This is a genomic window from Halorubrum sp. SD41, from assembly GCF_058630335.1.
This window is the reverse complement of sequence record NZ_JBZVGZ010000005.1, coordinates 1-19,710: the sequence shown is the minus strand read 5'-3', so window position 1 is coordinate 19,710 and position 19,710 is coordinate 1. Positions and strand designations below refer to the sequence as shown.

Annotated in this window: 18 protein-coding genes, 1 tRNA gene and 1 pseudogene; 8 read left to right on the top strand and 12 right to left on the bottom strand. The window is 70.4% G+C overall.

From position 1 onward, the window contains the following. Positions 1 to 3 precede the first annotated feature (3 nt). Positions 4 to 1,386 (bottom strand): M20/M25/M40 family metallo-hydrolase, encoded by a 1,383-nt coding sequence (locus AC4NMM_RS02975; RefSeq protein ID WP_491923488.1) that lies wholly within the window; start codon positions 1,384 to 1,386, stop codon positions 4 to 6. A 105-nt stretch (positions 1,387 to 1,491) separates the two neighbouring features. On the opposite strand from AC4NMM_RS02975, the gene AC4NMM_RS02970 reads away from it, so the two are divergent. Continuing rightward, a tRNA-Lys gene (locus tag AC4NMM_RS02970) sits at positions 1,492 to 1,565 on the top strand. A 359-nt stretch (positions 1,566 to 1,924) separates the two neighbouring features. Here AC4NMM_RS02970 and AC4NMM_RS02965 read toward each other — a convergent pair. The 8 genes and pseudogenes from AC4NMM_RS02965 to AC4NMM_RS02930 all read right to left on the bottom strand — a co-directional run bounded on the left by AC4NMM_RS02965 (position 1,925) and on the right by AC4NMM_RS02930 (position 9,569). Further along, complete coding sequence (locus AC4NMM_RS02965) at positions 1,925 to 2,746, bottom strand: alpha/beta fold hydrolase (RefSeq protein WP_491923487.1); 822 nt, start codon at positions 2,744 to 2,746, stop codon at positions 1,925 to 1,927. A gap of 168 nt (positions 2,747 to 2,914) precedes the next feature. Then, positions 2,915 to 3,573 (bottom strand): annotated as a pseudogene (locus AC4NMM_RS02960) (lactate utilization protein). A 289-nt stretch (positions 3,574 to 3,862) separates the two neighbouring features. Beyond that, a complete protein-coding gene (gene thsA, locus AC4NMM_RS02955) occupies positions 3,863 to 5,515 on the bottom strand; it encodes a thermosome subunit alpha (RefSeq protein ID WP_096394278.1) in 1,653 nt (550 codons plus the stop codon). A gap of 634 nt (positions 5,516 to 6,149) precedes the next feature. After that, positions 6,150 to 6,692: a KH domain-containing protein gene (locus tag AC4NMM_RS02950; protein ID WP_017343573.1), complete on the bottom strand. Its 543-nt coding sequence runs from the start codon at positions 6,690 to 6,692 to the stop codon at positions 6,150 to 6,152. Positions 6,693 to 6,795: 103 nt separating this feature from the next. Beyond that, positions 6,796 to 7,773 (bottom strand): serine/threonine-protein kinase Rio1, encoded by a 978-nt coding sequence (rio1, locus tag AC4NMM_RS02945; RefSeq protein WP_491923486.1) that lies wholly within the window; start codon positions 7,771 to 7,773, stop codon positions 6,796 to 6,798. Between the two features lie 127 nt (positions 7,774 to 7,900). After that, complete coding sequence (hjc, locus tag AC4NMM_RS02940) at positions 7,901 to 8,458, bottom strand: Holliday junction resolvase Hjc (RefSeq protein ID WP_096394275.1); 558 nt, start codon at positions 8,456 to 8,458, stop codon at positions 7,901 to 7,903. Positions 8,459 to 8,542: 84 nt separating this feature from the next. After that, complete coding sequence (locus AC4NMM_RS02935) at positions 8,543 to 8,914, bottom strand: rhodanese-like domain-containing protein (RefSeq protein ID WP_491923485.1); 372 nt, start codon at positions 8,912 to 8,914, stop codon at positions 8,543 to 8,545. Between the two features lie 82 nt (positions 8,915 to 8,996). Further along, positions 8,997 to 9,569 carry an NADPH-dependent FMN reductase gene (locus tag AC4NMM_RS02930; protein WP_491923484.1) on the bottom strand — a complete coding sequence of 191 codons (573 nt, stop codon included), beginning with the start codon at positions 9,567 to 9,569 and terminating at the stop codon, positions 8,997 to 8,999. 555 nt (positions 9,570 to 10,124) lie between these two features. Between AC4NMM_RS02930 and AC4NMM_RS02925 the strand changes: the two genes are divergently transcribed. The 4 genes from AC4NMM_RS02925 (at position 10,125) to AC4NMM_RS02910 (ending at position 13,597) form a co-directional block, all read left to right on the top strand. Next, on the top strand, positions 10,125 to 11,534 hold the full coding sequence (locus AC4NMM_RS02925) for a phosphoglucomutase/phosphomannomutase family protein (protein WP_491923483.1): 1,410 nt from the start codon (positions 10,125 to 10,127) through the stop codon (positions 11,532 to 11,534). 138 nt (positions 11,535 to 11,672) lie between these two features. Beyond that, positions 11,673 to 12,044 (top strand): hypothetical protein, encoded by a 372-nt coding sequence (locus AC4NMM_RS02920; protein WP_096394271.1) that lies wholly within the window; start codon positions 11,673 to 11,675, stop codon positions 12,042 to 12,044. Positions 12,045 to 12,105: 61 nt separating this feature from the next. After that, positions 12,106 to 12,849: a DNA polymerase sliding clamp gene (locus tag AC4NMM_RS02915; protein WP_049932029.1), complete on the top strand. Its 744-nt coding sequence runs from the start codon at positions 12,106 to 12,108 to the stop codon at positions 12,847 to 12,849. After that, positions 12,824 to 13,597: a hypothetical protein gene (locus AC4NMM_RS02910; protein WP_491923482.1), complete on the top strand. Its 774-nt coding sequence runs from the start codon at positions 12,824 to 12,826 to the stop codon at positions 13,595 to 13,597. Before AC4NMM_RS02915 ends, AC4NMM_RS02910 begins: the two co-directional genes overlap by 26 nt. Here the strand turns inward: AC4NMM_RS02910 and AC4NMM_RS02905 are convergent. From AC4NMM_RS02905 to AC4NMM_RS02895, 3 genes are all read right to left on the bottom strand, one after another. Further along, the gene (locus tag AC4NMM_RS02905; protein WP_096394269.1) at positions 13,592 to 15,436 is read right to left on the bottom strand and encodes a sensor histidine kinase; all 1,845 of its coding nucleotides are present in this window, start codon (positions 15,434 to 15,436) and stop codon (positions 13,592 to 13,594) included. The genes AC4NMM_RS02910 and AC4NMM_RS02905 overlap by 6 nt on opposite strands. Positions 15,437 to 15,517: 81 nt before the next feature. After that, positions 15,518 to 16,954, bottom strand: coding sequence for an MFS transporter (locus AC4NMM_RS02900; RefSeq protein WP_096394268.1), 1,437 nt, complete (start codon positions 16,952 to 16,954; stop codon positions 15,518 to 15,520). Between the two features lie 49 nt (positions 16,955 to 17,003). After that, on the bottom strand, positions 17,004 to 17,597 hold the full coding sequence (locus AC4NMM_RS02895; RefSeq protein WP_096394267.1) for a DUF7474 family protein: 594 nt from the start codon (positions 17,595 to 17,597) through the stop codon (positions 17,004 to 17,006). Positions 17,598 to 17,707: 110 nt separating this feature from the next. On the opposite strand from AC4NMM_RS02895, the gene mdh reads away from it, so the two are divergent. From mdh to AC4NMM_RS02880, 3 genes are all read left to right on the top strand, one after another. After that, positions 17,708 to 18,622 (top strand): malate dehydrogenase, encoded by a 915-nt coding sequence (gene mdh / locus AC4NMM_RS02890; protein ID WP_096394266.1) that lies wholly within the window; start codon positions 17,708 to 17,710, stop codon positions 18,620 to 18,622. Between the two features lie 82 nt (positions 18,623 to 18,704). After that, positions 18,705 to 18,893, top strand: coding sequence for a DUF7554 family protein (locus tag AC4NMM_RS02885; protein WP_096394265.1), 189 nt, complete (start codon positions 18,705 to 18,707; stop codon positions 18,891 to 18,893). Positions 18,894 to 18,906: 13 nt separating this feature from the next. Next, positions 18,907 to 19,464 (top strand): 2'-5' RNA ligase family protein, encoded by a 558-nt coding sequence (locus AC4NMM_RS02880; RefSeq protein WP_096394264.1) that lies wholly within the window; start codon positions 18,907 to 18,909, stop codon positions 19,462 to 19,464. The last annotated feature ends 246 nt before the right edge of the window (positions 19,465 to 19,710 follow it).

Here is a 19,710-nt window from a genome sequence, read left to right as displayed (position 1 = left end):
CGGCTACGCCGCGTAGTCGCGCGCGAACCGCGCCGCGGCGGCCGCGATCGCCTCTCTCGCCCGGACGACCTGCCTCCACGCGATCGTCTCGTCGGGGTAGTGCGCCTCGTCGATGGTACCCGGACCGAACAGCACCGCCGGGATCCCGGCCGCGACGAAGTGTCGCGAGTCCGCGCCGTACGTCGCGCCCCGCGGCTCGACGTCCGGGAGCCCGGTCGCGGCGAGACCGGCACGGACCGCCTCGACGACCGGCTCGTCGACGGCGATCTCCGCGGGCTCGAACTGGACCGAGAACCGCTCGAACCGGGGCGGGTGCTCGCGCAGCCAGGGGTCCTCGGCCGCGACCCGCTCCAGCCGCTCGCGGAACGCCGCTTCCACCTCGGCGACGGTCTCGCCGGGCGCGACGCCGATCCGGAACTCCGCGTCGAGCGTCGCCGGGACCGTCGACGCCCACGAGCCGGCCTCGACCCGGCCGCAGACGACGGGCCAGGGGACCGGGAACTCCCCGTACAGGGGATGGTCGACCGCCTCGCCGCGCTCCGCCTCCAGCTCCATGAACGCCTCCCGGATCGCCTCGAACCGCGGGAGCACGTCCTCGCCGCGCCACCGGGTGGCAGCGTGCGCGCTCCGCCCGCCGATCTCCAGCCGGGCCATGAGCGATCCCTCGCAGGCGACGACCGGGCGCAGCTCGGTGGGCTCTGCGACGATCGCCGCGTCGCGCTCGAAGGGGTAGGGACTCGCGAGCGCGGCGGTCGCCGCGCCGTAGCCGCCGTCCTCCTCGCCCGCGACGGCCTCGACGACGAGCCGGAGGCCGGACGGCGGGAGGTCGATCGACCCGTCAGCGACCCCCTCGCGGACGTCTACCGCGGCGCCGACGCAGGCCGCGAGCCCGCACTTCATGTCGGCCGCGCCGCGGGCGGTGAGCGTCTCGCCGACCTCGTCGCCGTCGGCTCCCGTTCTCCCGTCCGAACCTCCGCCCCCGGCGTCGCGCCAGACCGGCTCGAAGGGGTCGCTCGACCACTCGGACGGCTCGGCCGGGACGACGTCGAGGTGGCCGTTCAGGACGAGGGTGGGGACCGGATCGTCGCCGTTTTCGCCGACTGCGCCGCCCGCGTCGTCACTGTCGCCTGCGTCGGCCGCGTCGCCCGCGTCGCCCAGTTCGAGGACGCCGGCGACGCTGCGCCGCCCCTCGACGGCCGCCGCGTCGAGGTCGTCCGGGAAGGAGGGGTGGTCGGCGAGGACGGCGGGGTCGGCGTCCCAGGCGTACGTCTCGAAGCCGAGGTCGGCGAGGCGCTCCGCGACGAACGCCGCCGCGGCCGCCTCCTCGCCGGCGGTCGAGCGGTGCCGGCAGCAGTCGGCGGCGAACGCGCGCATGTCGAACTCCATGGTCGCGGCGACGGCGGGGGCCGGGAAACCGTTTCGGGTGCCGACCCCGACCCCTGCCGCGGTTCTAAACGTTTATCCCTCGGCTGACCCTATCCGGAGTCGTCTGGGCCGGTAGCTCAGTTAGGGAGAGCGTCCGGCTTTTAACCGGACGGTCGGGGGTTCGAATCCCTCCCGGCCCGCTGTACCGCCGCGAGCAATATCGCGAGCGGCGGTGCTGTGCTGAGGGAGGGTTCGAACCCCGCCAGAGGCAGCCCGCGCAGCGGAGCGAGCAGGAACCTCTGGCTTTGGTTCGAATCCCTCCCGGCCCGTACTCCTCGCGGCGAGCACTCCGCGAGCCGCGAGGCCGTCGAAAAGGGAGGGATTCGAAGAGGCCAGTCGCGCGCAGTGAGCGAAGCGAACGAGCACGTCTGGGCGTGGTTCGAATCTCGTCGCACCCGACGGGTGCGACTGACCCACGCTCGCTTCGCTCGCGTGGATCCCTCCCGGCCCGCTGTCACCGGCGAGCGGCGTCGCTATATGATGAGCAGTTAAACGACGGTCACTCCTCCCGACCGACCCACTCCAGCGCCGCCGCCCGACGGTCGAGCAGCGTTCCGAGGTGGTCGGCCTCGGCGGTCTCCAGCGTTCCGTCGACCGCGTCAACGAGCGTCCGGGCGGGCGAAAGCGGCGTGTTCTCGTCGCTCGTCCCGTGCCAGACGCGAACCGGGACACTGACCGAATCGGTGTCGAGCGACCCGCTCGCGAACGCTCGGTTCTCGCGTTCGACCGCCCGGGCGCCGGGGGCGAGGGCCTCGTGGAAGTCGGCCGCCACCGCCTCGGCGACCGGGTCGGAGACGGACCGGTCCGTGTACTGCGAGACGACCGCGCTCGGGCCGGAGACCGACGCGACCACGTTCGAGATTCGGAACAGCGCGCGCAGCGCGAACGGGACCGACGCGAGCGTCGCGAGGGCGTTCTCGGCCGGGGGAACGACGCTGCTCACCAGCCCGACCCGAGCCACCCGGTCGTCGCTCGCGGCGGCGAGCGCGAACGGGCCGCCGCCGGAGAAGCCGAGGGCGCCGGCCCGGTCGACGGACTCCGCGTCGAGGAGCGCGCCGAGGTCGGCCGGCCAGTCCTCCCACGACCAGTCACCCGGGGGCGGCGAGGAACGGCCGTATCCCGGGCGGTCGGGAACGAGGAGCCGAACGCCAGCCTCGCTCGCGGGGTCCGACAGCAGCGCTCCGAACAGCCGCGATCCGGGCGTGCCGTGCTGGACGACGACCGGGACCCCGTCCGGGTCGCCGCCGGTCGCGTACGAGAGGGTGCGTCCGTCGGGGAGGGTACACGCGTCCGTCGAGAGATCCGCTGGGTCGGGCGTCATGGTGGGACCTACGCGGCGGTTCTCGGAGGACCGGAAAACGGATTTCGGTATCGCGGTCCCGGAACCGCGAGCGGCGTCGCTCGCGATCGTCGGAAGGGGGAAGAAAGTGTGTGAAGCGTCGACGTGTGACACGTCATGTGTGACGCGTCTGCGCGTGATGCGAACCGCTCAGTAGCCGAGCTGCTCGCGCACGAGGACGACCGTCGTCCGGCCCTCTCCTCGGTCTCGCGCCGGTAGATCAGCTGCTTCGCGATCGCGGACTCGACGCCGTACGCCTCCTGCGCGCGCTCGTTCTCCAGCGGGTACGCGACCGACTCCAGCCGGTCGAGGGCGTCGTCGAGCGTCGGGACGATCTTGTTGATCCCGGTGACGATGACGACGTTGCCCGCGGCGAACGGGTACGCGCCGATGCGGCTGCCGGAGAGGTCGGCGGCGACGAGCTCGCCCGTCTGCGCGACCGCGTTGATCCCGCCGAGGAAGTAGTCCGCCGTCTGCGACTCGCGGCGCGCGGCCTGTCGCTCCGCGTCGTCGTCGATGCCCCAGATCTGGTCGGGGAGGCTCTCCCACTCGTGGTCGCCCCCGCTCAGGAACTCGTCGAACCCGATCTCTTCGAGCGTCGTCGAGTGCCCGTTCATCACCGAGACCCCCGCGGGGATCTGGGACTTCACGGCCTCCAGCGCCTCGTCGGCGTCGTCGACGACGACGGCGTCGAAGCCGCGCTCCTCCAGGCTCGCGACGGTCTCCTCCACGGTCTCGTCGTCAGGGAGTTCGTCCAGTTCCGCGTCGATCTCCGTCTCGTCTGCGTAGTCGGCTTTCTGCTGTGGCATAGTGAACGTGAGAACCTCGTCGACGGATCGGAGGGTCGGGAGTCACTTAACCGCTCGCGGACGCCGTTGTCCGGTGGTTACGCCGGTGTTACCCTCGTGTCGTCGCCGATGAATATGCGGCTCGGTACCGATAAACGCGGCCGGTCGACGAGCCCGAGGCTCAGCGGTCACGCCGTCGATAAAAGTTGCGTGTCGTCGAGGCCCGAAGGGGCTCGCGACGGTCGGTCTGCGGACGGTTCGGCGAAGGGGCTGTGGTCGGCGTGGGTGGTGTAGTTGTCCTATCGGACGCTTACATCGCGCCGCCCATACCGCCCATGCCGCCCATGCCGCCGCCCATGCCGCCGGGCGCGCCGCCGGGGCCGCCGTCGTCGCCGCCGTCGTCCGTGCCGCCGCCCTTGAGGTCGCCGGCCGCGATGACGTCGTCGATGCGGAGGATCATGACGGCCGCCTCGGTGGCGGACTCGATGGCCTGGGTCTTGACGCGGAGCGGCTCCACGACGCCCTCGGCCTCCATGTCGATCACGTCGCCCGTGTAGGCGTCGAGACCGGCGCCGAACTCGCCGCCGTCGTGGCGGGAGCGGAGGTCGACCAGCGAGTCGATGGGGTCGAGACCCGCGTTCTCGGCGAGGGTGCGCGGGACGACTTCCAGCGCGTCGGCGAACGCCTCGACGGCGAGCTGCTCGCGGCCGCCGACGGAGTCGGCGAAGTCGCGGAGCTGCAGGGCCAGCTCGGCCTCGGGGGCGCCGCCGCCGGGCAGGACCTGGCCGTCGAGCAGCGTCGTGCGGACGACGCCGAGCGAGTCGTCGATGGCGCGCTCGACCTCGTCGACGACGTGCTCGGTGCCGCCGCGGAGGATGAGGGTGACGGACTTCGCCTCCTCGACGTCCTCGACGAAGATGCGCTCGTCGCCGCCGATGTCCTTCTGGGCGACGGAGCCGGCGAAGCCGAGGTCGTCCGTCTCGATGTCGTCGAGGTTGGAGACGACGCGGCCGCCGGTCGCGCGGGCGAGGCGTTTGAGGTCGCCGGACTTCGCGCGGCGGACGGCGAGGATGCCCTCCTGCGCGAGGTAGTGCTGCGCCATGTCGTCGATGCCGTCACCGACGAAGACGACGTCGGCGCCGATGTCGGTGAGGTGGTCGACCATCTCGCGGAGCTGCTCCTCCTCCTGGTCGAGGAACTGCTGGAGCTGGTCGGGGTCCGTGACGTTGACCTCGGCGTCGATCTCCGTCTCCTTCACTTCGATGGCGCCGTCGAACAGCGCGACGTCGGCGTCCTCGACCGCGAAGGGCATGTTCTCGTCGACGCGCTCCTTGTCGACGATGACGCCCTCGACGAGCTCGGACTGGTCGATCGAGCTGCCGACGACCTTCTCGACGGAGACGTTCTCCGTGTCGATGCCGTCGTCGTCCTGGACCGCGAGGACGGCGTCGACGACGAGCTCGGCGAGGAGGTCCTTGGAGTTCTCCGCGCCCTTGCCCGTCATCGCCGTCTCGGCGATTTCGACGAGCGTGTCGCGGTCGTCCGCGGAGACGTCGATGGCCTCCTCGTCGAGGATCTCCTTGGCCTTCTCGGCGGCCTGTCGGTACCCCTGCGCGAGGGTCGTCGCGTGGATGTCCTGGTCGAGGAGCTCCTCGGCCTGATCGAGGAGCTCACCGGCGACCACGACCGCGGAGGTGGTGCCGTCGCCGACCTCCTCCTCCTGCGTCTCGGAGACCTCGACGATCATGTTGGCCGCCGGGTGGTCGATGTCCATCTCCTTCAGGATGGTGACGCCGTCGTTCGTGACGACGACGGACCCGCCGGAGTCGACGAGCATCTTGTCCATCCCTTTCGGGCCGAGCGTGGTGCGGACGGACTCCGCGACCGCCTTCCCGGCCGTGATGTTCATGTTCTGCGCGTCCTTTCCGGAGGTACGCTGCGACTCTTCAGAAAGTACGATCATGGGCTGATTGCCCATCCGCTGACGCTGTGACATTACAGCCATTGATTGATTGTGATTCTATATAAACCCTTTGCTCGGGTCGTGCGAAACCGCAACACGGTGCGGGAGTATCGGCCGGTATGCGGTGCGTTCACACGGGCCTTTATATAGAACTCTAGATCAACTGCTGGACGCAAATCGCTTATAAACGGACCGCGGCGGCGCGTGCCGGTGAGCGCCGCAACGCGGCGCGAACCGCACCGCGCGAGGGAGTCGCTGGCTCCCGGAGCGAAGCGGAGGGTGCCAGCGACGAGGCTGGGGAGGCGTGAGGTGCGGTGCCGTGCGGGGCGGGACTCAAAGGGGCAGCCGTGAGGCAGGCGCAGGCGACGCAAGTACCGCAGGGAGCGAACGAAGTGAGCGACCGAGGAACGCAGCGAGCGTGCGCCTGCCTCACGGCTGGGGCTTTGGAGGTGTTCACCGTCAATCAGGGAGTGTCAGCGTATAGCCGAGCGGCTGGGGCTTTGGAGATGTTTGCCGTCGATCTGTGGTCAGTTGTTTATAAGCAAACGGCTGGAGATGTAACAGTAGTCACGACACCGCTAGTAACAGCGATTTATAAACGAACGACAGCGGCGACGCCAGCACAGAACTCCACTTATTGCGGCGCGTTGAAGCTCACGTCGTCGTCGAGCTCGTTGGACATGCGCTCCAAGTAGGAGTACACCGCGCCGTGGGGCGCCCCGTCGAGCAACATTCCGACCGCCCGCCGGACCACTTCGAGCTCCTCGGGCTGGCCCACGGCGCCCACGGTCGAGCCGTAGACGACGACGTTGGCGCCCGACAGCTCCTCGATGAGTTCGCGCGTGCGGCCGTTCTCGCCGATGATCCGGCCCTTCTTGCGCTGGAGGTCGTTGTCGTTGCGGGTGTGCTCCGACAGGTCGATTAAATCGAGCGTCCGGAGGTCGTGGTCGAGGATCGACAGCGCCGTCTCCGGCTTGAAGCCCCGCCCGATCGCCTTGATGATGTCCGGGGCCACCATCGCCGCCACGGGGTCGTCGCGCTCCTCGATGGCGACGCTCCCCGACTCCGAGTCGATGTCGAGCCGCACGTTCGCCCGCTCTTCGATCTCCCGCATCGTCTCGCCGCCGGCGCCGATGACGACGCCGATACGGTCCTGCGGAACCGTCACGTGTTGCATATCACGGAGTACCCGGCGGAGCCTTTTAAGCGTGTTCCGCCGCGGACGGTGTGTGGCCGCGTGACGGTGTCCTCCGGCCGCTTTCGGGCGACGCGGCTCCGATCTACTCGTCAGACGGCCCGTCAGATTCGCGCTCCGGCTCGCCCGACTTCCCCTCCGGCTCCCCCGTCGGGTCCGGCTCCGGCTCCGTCACGTACGCGCGGAGGTCGTCGGGGTCGACGTCGATCCCCTGCCGGGTGAAAAAGGCCGACACGTTCTCGCAGTCGCGCTTCAGGAACTCGCCCGCGTTCGGGTGGTGGACCGTCACGGCCTGCCCGAGGTCGATGATCACCAGTTCTCCTTCGTGGATGATCATGTTGTACTCCGAGAGGTCGCCGTGGATCAGCCCGGCGCGGTAGAGCCGGCGCATGTACTCGCGGACGACCTCGTAGGCGGTCTCGGGGTTCTCCACGTCGACCTCGCTCAGCCGCCGGGCGCGGTCCTCGGCGTGCCCGACCAGCTCCATCACGAGGACGTTGCGCTGGACCGCGATCGGTTCGGGCACCCGGACGCCGGCCTTCCGCGCGCGTTCGAGGTTCGCGAACTCCTTGCGGGTCCACGCCAGCACGACCGCCTTCTTGTCGCTCGCGATCCCCTCGAACCGCGGGTCGCCCTCCAGGTAATCGCGCATCTGCCGGAAGTTCGAGGAGTTGATCCGGTACACCTTCACCGCGACCTCGCGCTCGGGCGTGACGCCCTCGGGGCCGCCGCGGGCCGCCTCCGACCCCGGCTCCGGCCGCTCGCCCGCCTGCCCGCCGAGCGCCTCGAAGACGCTCGCCTCCTTGCCCGTCGACACCGGCCCGCCGAAGGCGTCGACGTAGCCGTCCTGGACCAGCTTGTAGACGGCCGCGAGCGTGGCGTCGTCGAACACCGACTCCTGCAGCTTGAACTGCTCGGTGTCCTTGATCCGCTTGCGGAACTCGTCGAACTCCCGGTCCTGCCGCCGGGCGATCCGGTCGGCCTCGGTGTCGGAGACGTCGAGCTGCTCCCACTCGTCGCCCGGCTGGTCCGCGGGTTCGAGCAGGCCGAAGTCCTCGCTCATTCGTCGGGTCGTTCGCCGCCGCGAGGGATAAGCGAGGGGGTCGGCGGCGACGAGCGGGTCGCGCGGGCGGAGCGAGAGCGATGCCGAGCCCGTCGCGCGGGCGGAGCGAGAGCGCGTGTGGACCCCGCTACAGCACGTCGAGCGCGTCCTCGACCGGCATGTGGCCGTCGCGGACGGCCTCTAAGATCGTCCGTCGTTCCTCGGTTTCCGGGTCGATCCCGTCCGCGTCGTCACCGGTTCCGTCGCCCTCGCCGACCTCCGCGAGCGTCACCTTCTCCGTCTCGCCGACGAACTCCGGGAAGTCGGTGCCGTCCGCGAGGGCCTTCTCCTTTTTAACGCGGTAGGAGCCCGCGTCGGTGGTGTAGAGGTCGCCCGGGTGGAAGAAGAACCAGTCCTCGCGGTCGAACCGCACCGCGATCCGGGCCTTCGCGCCGAAGTTCCGCGCGAAGAAGAGGAGGGCCTCCACCTCCTCGCCGGTGAGGTAGATGGGGTCGCCCGCGCTCGACTTCGCCTCGATGGCGTAGAACGTCTCGCCGTCGCCCGCGAGCACGTCGGGCAGCTCCCGCTCCGTCGCGGAGCCGCTGGCCGGCGCGCGCATCACGGCGAACCCCGCCTCGTCGAGGGCGTTCACCAGCTCGCGCTCGCGGCGGTCCCCCTTCCGGTTAGCGGACACGGTCGTCGTCACCCGGTTCGGTCATGGGGGGCCGTAGACGGGAGCCGGGCAAAAGCCCGGCGGGTTTCGGTTTCCGGATGACGCGACCGCACGCGGTCACCCTCGCAGCCGCCACCACAGCGACCGGAGCTTGTAGCCGAGCGACCCGCGCTCGTACCCGTTCCAGCCGCTCATTCCGCCGGCGAGCGTCGACGCCTCGTACCCCGCCTCGTCGAGCACCCGCGTCGCGCGCTTGGCGACGATCCCCATCTTGCAGACGGTGACGACCTCGCGGTCGTCGGGGACCTCGTCGAGACGGCGGCGGAGCGCGGCGTCGTCGCCGCTCCGGAGGTCGTCGTACACCGGCACGTTCCGGCTCCCGTCGATCGCGCCGCTCACGTAGTCCGACTCGGGCCGGATGTCCAGCAGGAACGGCTCGTCGTCGGTCCCGAGGCGCTCGTCCAACTCGTCCGGACGGATTCGACTCATCGGCGGAACGTCGGGCCCGCGGCGGAAACCCCTGCCGCCTGCGGCGCGTCGCGGGCGGCAGTCACGCGTCCGTCGCCGGTCGTCACGCGTCCGTCGCCGGTCGTCCCCGCATCCGCTCGGCGTGTTCGAGGACGACTCCCCCGAGTCGCTCGGTGCGCCGGCGGAGGTCCTCGTCGGTGATCCGCGGCTCGCCGTCGGGACTGGCCGCGCCCGTCTCGATCTTCGAGGAGGCGCCCTGGATCCCGACCTCGTGAGGCACGGTCCACGCGTGGACGTTCCGGAACGTCGACCGGAGGTGTTCTAAGGTTCCGCCGTAGGAGCCGCCGCCCGCGGTCGCGAGCAGGCCCACGGCGGTGTTCTCGTACTCGTCGGAGCCGCAGAAGTCGTGGAAGTTCTTGAACGTCGACGAGTAGGAGCCGCGGTAGACGGGCGTGCCGGCGAGGACGCCGTCGGCCTCGCGAACGCGGCGCTTCAGTTCCTCGCTGTCCCCCTGCGCGCCCTGGTCGGGGTGGTACAGCGGGAGGTCGACGGCGGCCAGATCGATCAGATCGGTCTCCGCGCCGGCGTCGGCCGCGGCGTCGAGCGCGACGCGGAGCGCGGCCCGCGTGGTGCTGTCCGCGCTCCGACTGCCGGAGATCGCGACGATTCGGGTCATACGCCGGGTTCGGGAGCGAATAATAAAAACGGAGGCGATCGGAACGGTCCGGAGACGAAATGACGGTTGCCGACGGCTCGTCAACGGCCCTGGGGAGCGTTTCGGTCTTTTAAATCCCAGCTGATCGTTTATAAGTAACCGACCACGGACCCGCGGCGAACACCTCCAAAGCCCCAGCCGGGAGGCTGTACGTGGTCCACTGTGGATCGACCGCGAACACCTCCAAAGCCCCAGCCGGGAGGCGGGCGCACGCTCGCTGTGCTCCTCGCTCAGTCGCTACCGCTCCTTCGCTGCGGTGCTTGCGTCGCCTGCGCCCGCCTCCCGGCTGCCCCTTTGAGTCCCGCCCCACAGCACCGCAACCGCACCTCTCACCTCCCCAGCCTCGTCGGCCTCCCTGCGGTCGGCCGACTCCCTCGCGCGTGCGGTTCGCGGCCTGCCGGCCGCTCACCGGCACGCGCCACCGCGGTTCGTTTATAAATGTCCGCTGTCGGCTTGCCCGCGCAAACCTCGCGACCGGCACGGGGCATTATTGTCCCGGCCGGTGACGTGGTCGACATGGATCAGATTGCCTTCGGCACGGACGGCTGGCGTGCGACGCTCGACACGTTCACCGACGAGCGGGTGCGAATCGTCGGGCAGGCGGTCGCGGACCACCTCGACGCGGCGGGGCACGACGAGCCGGTCGCCGTGGGGTACGACGCCCGCGAGACCTCGGAGGGGTTCGCCGAGAGCCTCGCCGAGGTGCTCGCCGGCAACGGCTTCGACGTACTGCTCCCCGAGCGCGACGCGCCGACGCCGGTGATCGCGTACGCCATCGTCGATCGCGGACTCGCCGGTGCGTGTATGATCACGGCCTCCCACAACCCGCCCGAGTACAACGGCGTGAAGTTCATCCCGCACGACGGCGCCCCCGCGCTCCCGGACGTGACCGAGGACATCGAGGACCGCCTCGCGGAGCCGGACCTCCTGCCCGAGGCCGAGCGCGGCACGGTCGAACGGGTCGACCTCGTGCGCGACCACGCCGACGCGGCCCGCGACCTCGTGGGGCGCGTCGCCGCCCCCGGTACCGGCGACGCGGTCGACCTCTCCGGGCTCACGGTCGCGTACGACGCGATGCACGGGAGCGGGCGCGGCGTCACCGACGCGCTCCTCGAGTCGGCCGGCGCGGAGGTCGTCCGCCTGCGCTGCGAGCGCGACGTGACCTTCGGCGGCGGCTCCCCGGAGCCGTCCGCGGAGCACCTCGAAGCGCTGGCGGAGCGCGTCACCGACCCCGACAGCGACGTCGACCTCGGGGTCGCCAACGACGGCGACGCCGACCGGATCGCCGTCGTCACCCCCGAGCGCGGCGTCCTCGACGCCAACCTCTTCTATTCCGCCTGTTACGACCGGCTCCTAGAGACCGACTCGGGGCCCGCGGTCCGCACCGTCTCGACGACGTTCCTCGTCGACCGCATCGCGGAGGCACGCGGGGAAGACGTGTACGAGACGCCGGTCGGATTCAAGTGGGTCGCCGAGGCGATGGGAGAACACGACGCGCTGTTCGGCGGCGAGGAGTCGGGCGGGTTCACCCTCCGCGGGCACGTCCGCGAGAAGGACGGCGTGCTGATGGCGCTGCTCGCGGCCGCGACCCACGCCGCCGAGCCGTTCGACGCGCGCGTCGACCGCCTGCTCGACGAACACGGGCGCATCGCGGCCGGGAAGGTGTCCCTCGACTGCCCGGACGACCGGAAGGAAGGCGTCCTCGACGAGCTCGAAGACCACATCCCGGAGTCCGTCTGCGGCTCCCCCGTCGCGAAGGTCGTCACCCTCGACGGATTCAAGCTCCTCTTGGAGAACGGCTCGTGGCTGCTCGTCCGCCCCTCTGGCACCGAGCCGAAGCTGCGCGTGTACGCCGAGGCCGACTCCGAGGGCGCCGTCGACGACCTGCTCGCCGAGGGGCGCGACCTCGTCGAACCGCTCATCTGAGGCTGGACCCGAACGGCGGGCGGTGACCGGTCGGGAGCGTCCGCCCGGACGAGTTTCAGTTTCGCCTTGCGTTCGGCTCGTTTATTTATAAATTAACCTCGTATCGTCGCGTACGGCCTACCCCGGCCGAGAGCCCACATGATCGACGAGCCACTGCCAGCGACCGAGGGCATCGACGCGGAATCGAACTCAGCCGACGAGACCGCGAGCGGTGACGCGGGCGGTCACGACGCGACCGATCGAAAGGAACCCGACCGCGACGCGTCCCACCGGTCCCGCGAGCCGGCGACGCCCGACCGGGACCCGCGGGAGGAACCGGACCGAGCCACCGACCCGCCGCCCGACCGGCTCGACGGCGACGCGACCTGCGAACGCGACCGCGGACCGGACGGCGAGGGAGACGAGACGGACGAATCCGACGCGCGCGAATACCGGCTCGAACGGCTCCGACTGTGGCGGACCGTCGTCACGCTCGCGGTCGTCGTCGCCCGGCTCCTCCGGTCGCTGTGAGCGGCCGGTCGCCGCTCCGATCGGGTGCCTTTTTAGGTGATACCGCCCAAGCTGAACGTATATGTTCAAGGCCATCGTGGGCGCGTCGACGTTTCAGGACGCGCTCGATTCGGTGAGCGTGTTGGTCGACGAGTGTAAGATCCGCCTCAACGAGGAGGAGCTCTCCATCCGGGCCGTCGACCCCGCCAACGTCGGCATGGTCGACCTCACCCTCGAAGCCGCCGCGTTCGAGTCCTACGACGCCGACGGCGGCGTCATCGGCGTCAACCTCGCCCGCTTAGAGGACATCGCCGGCATGGCCAACTCCGGCGACCTGATCCACCTCGAACTCGACGAGGAGACCCGCAAGCTCCACATCGAGATCGACGGCCTGTCCTACACCCTCGCGCTCATCGACCCCGACTCGATCCGCCAGGAGCCGGACATCCCGGACCTCGACCTCGCCTCCGAGATCGTCGTCGAGGGCGCCCAGCTCGACCGCGGGATCAAGGCCGCCGACATGGTCTCCGACCACATCCGCCTCCGCGTCGACGAGACCGACGAGGCGTTCTTCATCGAGGCCGAGGGCGACACCGACGACGTGAACCTCAAGCTCGACCGCGAGGACCTCATCGCGCTCACCGCCGGCCCCGCCGACTCGCTGTTCAGCCTCGACTACCTGAAGGACATGAACAAGGCGATCCCCTCCGACGCAGAGGTCACCGTCGAGCTCGGCGAGGAGTTCCCCGTCAAGCTCCACTACGGGTTCGCGGAGGGGCTCGGACAGGCAACGTATATGCTTGCACCGAGGATTCAGAGCGAGTAAATTGCCCAGGGAAACGTGTCCAGGATGCGGAAAATCGTTCAAGCGGGTCGGTAGTCACTGGGCACGCGGAAGCTGTTACTACCCCGAAATACCCACGTACCTTCGCGAGATTCTCATCGGCTGTTTCATGGGTGACGGGTCCGTCCCAAAGACGAACGACGGGGCTCACGGCCTGTTCCGTCTCCCTATGGTTAACAAGCAATTCTTGGAGTGGTTCGACCACGAGATGGGTATATTGAGTACCGGTGTCTCGCTTAAAAAGACGGCAGCGGAGCTGGCACGCAATAACCGTGAATCGGGGTTCAGTCCAAATGCGAGGGCTGAGAACTATCACGATATGTATACCGTCATATCGCGATCCCACCCGTTCATGCGGTCACTTCGCCGATGGTACCAGTCGGGTGAGAAGCGGTTCCCAGAGAGCCTATCGCTAACCCCACGGATCGCAAAGATGTGGTACGTCTGTGACGGGTATCTCGATGTTCAGGAGTACGGCGAACCGAGAGCAGCAATACGGATACGACACCGAGACGACCGTCAGGAGTTCCTTTTAAATCTATTCGAGGAGGTCGGCCTCTCACCGTCGTACGGCCGCGAAACGATCCGCTTCGGGGTCGAAGAGACTCGCTCGTTCCTCGACTGGATGAGCACCCCACCGCCCGGGTTCGAGTACAAGTGGGTGCTCGACTCGCGAGAGCGCTACAAGCGCCTGAAGGCACAGGCGTACGGCGAGGCACACGCCTTATAAATCGTCCACGACCGGAATCGACACCGTCACCCGCGTCCCTCGCGGCTCCCGGTCGGCGTACTCGACGTCCGCGCCGACCGCGGCGGCGCCCCACGCGACGACCCACAGCCCCAGCCCCGACCCGTGTTCGAGGGCCGTCTCGCGGCCCGACTCGACCGCCTCGACCTCGTGGTCCGGGATTCCGGGGCCGTCGTCCTCGACCGAGAGGCGGAAGCGGTCGCCGCCGTCGCCGCGTCCGGATTCCTCTCCGTCCCGATTAGCTTCTCTGCGGAGCGAGACCCGCACCCACGCCCCGCCCTCCTCGCGCTCGGTCCCCTCACCGTCGTGGTGGTCGATCGCGTTCTCCACGGTGTTCTCGACGACCGCGCGGAGCGCGTCGGGCCTGACGCGCGTGGTCCAGTTGGCGTCGTCGGCGCCGTCGACGGCCGTCTCGACGACGGCGTCCGGGTCGCGCTCGCGGGCGTCCGCGGCGACCGAATCGAGGAGCTCGCGGACGTCCGTCGCCTCGGGGTCGGTCTCGGCGAGGAGGCGCTCGACGGTGCCGGCCTTCTCGCCGAGCGCGGCCAGCGCGCCCGCGCGGCGCTCGATGGCGTCGGCCATTCGGACGAGCTCCGGGTCCTCCAGGCGGTCGCGGAGGATCTCGCCGTAGCCGTGGACGACGCCGGCGTCGTTGCGGAGGTTGTGGCGGAGGATGCGGTTGAGCACCTCCAGCTGCTGGCGGCGGCGCTCGCGCTCGGTGACGTCCGAGAGGACGACCGTGTAGCCGACATGGGTCCCGTTCGGGTCGGTCAGCCGGGAAACGGACACCGCGTACGTGCGGCGGCCGGCGCCGTCGGCGGCGTCGATCCGGACCGTCTCCCGGGAGATGCTCTGGTCAGGGTCGGCTGTGTCGTGGGAGTCGGCGTCGGCGGACTGGCCGCCGTCAGGCTCCGCCGTATCTTCCTCCCCGAGTCCGACGGGCAGGTCGAGAAAGTCGGCGAGCGGGCGGTCGCGGGCGGTCTCGGCGTCGACGCCCAACACCGCCTCGGCGGCGGGGTTGAGCCGGACGACCCGCCGGTCGAGCGCGAGCGCGACGATGGGGTCCCGGAGGTCGTCGATCGCGGTGCGCTCGGCGGCGCGGCTGGTGGTCGGGTTCCGGTCGAACATCTCCGCGCGGTCGAACGCGTACGCGTCGAGCAGGACGTGCGGGACGAACATGAGCGGCGCGAGCTGTAGCTGCGGGACCGGCCCGATCTGGAGCGCCCACGCGACCAAGGCGAACCCGGGCGGCAGCGAACTCAGCGCGACCGCAGCGCTCTCCCGGCGGTAGAGGGGGCCGTAGCTGAGCAGCGTGTCGACGAGGAGGAAGACGGCGCTGGCGACGAGGACCGTCTCCGCGGCGACGGTGAGGTACGCCCACGGGCCGAACGCGTAGGAGACGGTCTCGACGCCGAATGCGGGGTCGACGCCGAAGTCGGTCCAGAAGGCGCCGTGGAGCGGGTTCGTGGCGACGAGCGCGGACGAGAGGAGGCCGAACCCGACGATCGACCCGAACAGGCGGCTCCGGACCACGTCGCTCCGACCCGTGTACTCCAGGGCGAAGCCGAGGAAGGCGATCCCGGTCCAGATCACGCCGAGCCACATCGTCGCCTCCAGCGCGGCCCGGAACGTCGGGTCCGAGACGAGCAGTCCGACCCCGTACGAGAGACACCACGTCGCCTGCGCGGCGAACACCCCGAGGAACCAGTCGACGCCGGGCCGGCCGCGGTGTTCCCGGATCGCCCACGCGAGCGCGAGCGCCCCCGCCCCGCCCGCGAGCGAGCCGACGGCGGGCCACGCCGGGACGAGGTCGAGTGCCATGTGCGAGATACGACGGCGACGGAGGGCGTAAAACTGTCGTGCGGGGACGGGGCGGCCGCTCGCCGCCGACTCGGCGGGACGTCACCCGGTCCGGCGTCCGAACGCGACCGCCACGGGGACGAGGAGCAGCGCGCCGATCAGGAACGGCGACGCGACGGCGACGGTGTACAGCACCGCCATCAGCGGCGGGCCGACGGTCCGGCCGAGGCTCGACGCGCCCTGCGTCACGCCGAAGGCGGCCCCCTGGTCGGCGTCGTCGGCCGACGCGGAGACGAGCGTCGCCAGCGAGACGTTGACGAGGGCGTTGCCGAGCGAGAGCGCGGCGAGCGCGGCGAGCAGCGCGACCAGCGGGAGCGTGAACCACCCCGGACCGCCGAGGGCGGCGTCGCCGGCGACGCGGTCGACGAGCCCGGTGGCAGGGATCGCCGCGAGCGCGACCCCGAGGACGACCGACCCGGCGGCGACGAGCGTCCGGGAGGAGACGACCCGGGAGAGCCGCCCGACGAGGACGCCCTGGTTGATCGCGCCGAGCACGCCGACGTACGTGAGTAAAAAGGCCGCGGCCGTCGCGTCGTAGCCGAACGCGTCCGCGACGTACGGGATGAACATCACCTGGACGCCCGCGAACGCGACGGCGACGACGAAGTACGCGACCGTCAGCGGCCGGAGCGACGCGGAGGCGAGCGCGTCGCGGAACTGGCCGATCGCGGTGGTGCGGCCGCCGCGAATCCCCTCGGTCTCCGCCGCCGGGCGCGTCCGCGTCGGCTCTTCGAGGAGGGCGAACCCGACGAGGACCGCGAGGAAGCTCATCCCCGCCGCCGCGAAGCTCGGGAGGGAGTAGGCGGTGGCGGGGACGAACGCCGGGAGGAGCGCGTCGGCGCGGGCGACGACGGCGTCGGCGGCGAGGAGGCCGCCGATCGCCGGCCCGAAGACGAACCCGAGCGCGAACGAGGCGCCGACGAGGCCGAGCGCGCCCGCCCGCCGGTCGCGGGGCGTGATGTCGGCGACGTACGCCTGCGCGGCGGCGATGTTCCCGCCCATCGCGCCCGCGAGCGTCCGGGAGGCGAACAGCGTCGCCAGCGCCGCCACGGGCCCGAACCGCGTCCCCGCGGCCCCGGCGTAGCCGAACGTCGTCCACGCGACGCCGGCGGCCGCGAGCGACGCCAGCAGGACGGGGCGGCGCCCGATCCGGTCGGAGAGCCGGCCGAGCGTCGGCGCCGCGAGGAACTGCGCGAGCGAGTACGACGCCGCCAGCAGCCCGATGAAGGCGTCGCTGACGCCGAAGGACCTGACGTAGAAGGGGAGGATGGGGATCACGATCCCGAAGCCGACGAGGTCGATGAACACGACGCCGATCACCACCGCGAGCGCCCGGCGCGGGTTGGCGACGGCCGGGGTCCGGTCGCGGTCCCCCTCGGTTCCGGGGGTGTCGGCACCCGCGGGATCGGCGTCCGCGGCGTCGGCGACCTCGTCGGGGCCGTCTCCAGTCGACGCCGCGCCGGCTTCCGGGTGTGTCACGGTGGCGAGAGGTCGCGCTGGAACTTAAGCGGGCGGCCGCGAGGAGCCCTCAGATATGGCGTTCGATGACCCGCTTGGCGGCCTGTCCCTTCTCCTTCCAGCCGTACCCCTCGTCGTACACGTGACGCTTGGCGTCGACGAGCTCCTCGGGCGTCGACTCCTCGAAGCCGCCGCGGTCCCACGCGCCCGACTGATGGAGCCACTCGATCACGTTCTCGCGCGTCTCGGGCCACGAGAGGCCGACCATCTCGTACCACGCGACCATCGCGAAGACGGCGTTGTCGTGGCAGCCGGGGACGGAGCCGTGCTCGTAGACGGTGCGCATCGGCTCGCGGGTCGGCTCGGAGACGCGCTCCTTGAACTCCGCGGCGGTGAGCAGCCGGAGTCGGTCGCCGTCCTCGACGACGCGCTGATCGCGTTGGAGCGCGCCCAGCGCCGCCTTGTGGAGCCCGCCCCACTCCGCCGGAATCGCGTCCCGAAGCGCCGACTCCGAGAGGCCGTCGGGCTCGGCGGACAGCACCGAGAGGAGGTCCGTGTACGCCTTCTCGACGGTCGGCCAGCTCACGCCCTCGAACTCGCAGTCGGCGTCGTGAAGGCTGTTGGTCGTCCGGCAGCCGGGACACGGGTAGCGGAACGTCGGCACGAGGCGACGCTTCGACGCCGCGGGAGTTAGGGGTTTCGCGACGCGACCGTCACGAACGTTACTGCGGTTCCGAAACGTTTACTCGCCGTCCGGTCGCGGGTACAGACGGTATGACAAAGGTCAGCGTTATCGGTGCGGCGGGGACCGTCGGGGCCGCGGCCGGCTACAACCTCGCGTTACGCGACGTGGTCGACGAGCTCGTCTTCGTCGACATCCCGGACCAGCGCGAGACGACGATCGGGCAGGCGGCCGACGCGAACCACGGCGTCGCCTACGACTCGAACACGACCGTCCGGCAGGGCGAGTACGCGGACACCGCCGGCTCGGACGTCGTCGTCATCACGGCGGGCATCCCGCGCAAGGAGGGCCAGACCCGCATCGATCTGGCCGGCGACAACGCCCCCATCATGGAGGACATCGGCTCGTCGCTCGCCGAGCACAACGACGATTTCGTCACGGTCACCACTTCCAACCCGGTCGACCTGCTCAACCGCCACCTCTACGAGGCGGGCGACCGCGACCGGCACAAGGTGGTCGGCTTCGGCGGGCGGCTCGACTCCGCGCGCTTCCGCTACGTCCTCTCCGAACGCTTCGACGCGCCCGTGAAGAACGTCGAGGCGACGATCCTCGGCGAGCACGGCGACGCGCAGGCGCCCGTCTTCTCGAAGGTGCGCGTGAACGGCCGCGACCCGTCGTTCGACGCCGACGAGAAAGAGGAGATCCTCGCGGACCTCCAAGAGTCCGCGATGGACGTGATCAGCCGGAAGGGCGCCACGCAGTGGGGGCCCGCCACGGGCGTCGCCCACACGGTCGAGGCGATCCTCAACGACACCGGCGAGGTGCTCCCCTGTTCGGTCGTGCTCGACGGCGAGTACGGCTACGACGACACCGCGCTCGGCGTGCCCGCGAAGCTGGGCTCGGACGGCGTCGAGGAGGTCGTCGAGTGGGACCTCGACGAGTACGAGTCGGAGCTGCTCGACGAGGCCGCCGAGAAGCTCTCCGAGCAGTACGAGAAGATCGCGTAGGTCGCCACGGAGTGGGCCGACCGCTCGGACTCGGTCGCCGCCAGTCACCGGATTTTTACCGCTGCCGCGCGCTCTCTGGAGCATGAACCGCGCCGAGATCGACACCGACGACCTCCTGAAGGTCGTGCTGCTGCTCGTCGTCGTGTGGCTTCTCCTGGAGATCGTCGGGGCCGTCCTCGAGGTCGCCTCCTGGCTGTTCGACGCCCTCGCGCCGCTGATCGGGCTCGCGCTCGTCGTCGTGATCGCCTTACACCTCACGGATCGGATCTGAGACGAACGGCGACGTGTTCAGCCTCAACGTCCCGCTGCCGTCCGCGGTCGAGCGGCTCGCGAGCGATCTCCACCCGAAACTAACGGGGTTCGACCGCGTGCGCGACCGGCGCACCCTCGTCTGTAAGCGGTTCGGCGTCGACGACGTGCGGGACGAGGAGGGCGGGCGAGCGGAGGGGCCAGAGGTACCGGGCAAAGAGGCCGCCCTCGACCGCCTCCGTGAGCGCCTCCGCCGGCCGCTCGCTGGGGTCGATCCCTTCGAGGTCGCCGTCACCGGCGTCGACGTCTTCGACGCGCCGCGGTCGGGGTCGCGGCCGGTGGTATACCTGACTGTCGAGAGCGAGGGGCTGGTTGGGGTTCACCGCCGGCTCTGTGACGCGTTCGGCGCGGTCGAGGGCATCGAGGGCGACGAGTACGTACCCCACATCACGCTGGCTCGCGGCGGGAATCCCGAGCCGGGCGCGGTCGCCGGCCTCGTCGACAGCGAGTTCGACCCGGTCCGGTGGCGGGTCCACGCGCTCGACGTGTGGGACCCGGAGTTCCGAGAGGTCGCAGCGAGCGTCGAATTATAACTGATCGATTGCGGGGTGTCGGTGACCACCTCCAAAGCCCCAGTCGCGAGGACAGCACACGCTCGCTGCGCTCCTCAGTCGTTCGCTCCGCTCACTCCTTGCGGTGTCGCCGGCGGCTCCGCCGCCGGCTTTCCGTGGCGCGTCGCGCCACGCTACTTACGTCGCCTGCGCCCGCCTCCCGGCTGCCCCTTTGAGTCCCACCCGACCGCGACCGCACCGCCGGAAGACGGTCCTGCTCGCTCGCTT

Bases quoted from the DNA above. Each gene is read 5' to 3' on its own strand.
- AC4NMM_RS02975 (WP_491923488.1), bottom strand. From the start codon at position 1,386: ATGGAGTTCGACATGCGCGCGTTCGCCGCCGACTGCTGCCGGCACCGC.
- AC4NMM_RS02965 (WP_491923487.1), bottom strand. From the start codon at position 2,746: ATGACGCCCGACCCAGCGGATCTCTCGACGGACGCGTGTACCCTCCCC.
- thsA (WP_096394278.1), bottom strand. From the start codon at position 5,515: ATGATCGTACTTTCTGAAGAGTCGCAGCGTACCTCCGGAAAGGACGCG.
- AC4NMM_RS02950 (WP_017343573.1), bottom strand. From the start codon at position 6,692: ATGCAACACGTGACGGTTCCGCAGGACCGTATCGGCGTCGTCATCGGC.
- rio1 (WP_491923486.1), bottom strand. From the start codon at position 7,773: ATGAGCGAGGACTTCGGCCTGCTCGAACCCGCGGACCAGCCGGGCGAC.
- AC4NMM_RS02935 (WP_491923485.1), bottom strand. From the start codon at position 8,914: ATGAGTCGAATCCGTCCGGACGAGTTGGACGAGCGCCTCGGGACCGAC.
- AC4NMM_RS02930 (WP_491923484.1), bottom strand. From the start codon at position 9,569: ATGACCCGAATCGTCGCGATCTCCGGCAGTCGGAGCGCGGACAGCACC.
- AC4NMM_RS02925 (WP_491923483.1), top strand. From the start codon at position 10,125: ATGGATCAGATTGCCTTCGGCACGGACGGCTGGCGTGCGACGCTCGAC.
- AC4NMM_RS02920 (WP_096394271.1), top strand. From the start codon at position 11,673: ATGATCGACGAGCCACTGCCAGCGACCGAGGGCATCGACGCGGAATCG.
- AC4NMM_RS02915 (WP_049932029.1), top strand. From the start codon at position 12,106: ATGTTCAAGGCCATCGTGGGCGCGTCGACGTTTCAGGACGCGCTCGAT.
- AC4NMM_RS02905 (WP_096394269.1), bottom strand. From the start codon at position 15,436: ATGGCACTCGACCTCGTCCCGGCGTGGCCCGCCGTCGGCTCGCTCGCG.
- mdh (WP_096394266.1), top strand. From the start codon at position 17,708: ATGACAAAGGTCAGCGTTATCGGTGCGGCGGGGACCGTCGGGGCCGCG.
- AC4NMM_RS02885 (WP_096394265.1), top strand. From the start codon at position 18,705: ATGAACCGCGCCGAGATCGACACCGACGACCTCCTGAAGGTCGTGCTG.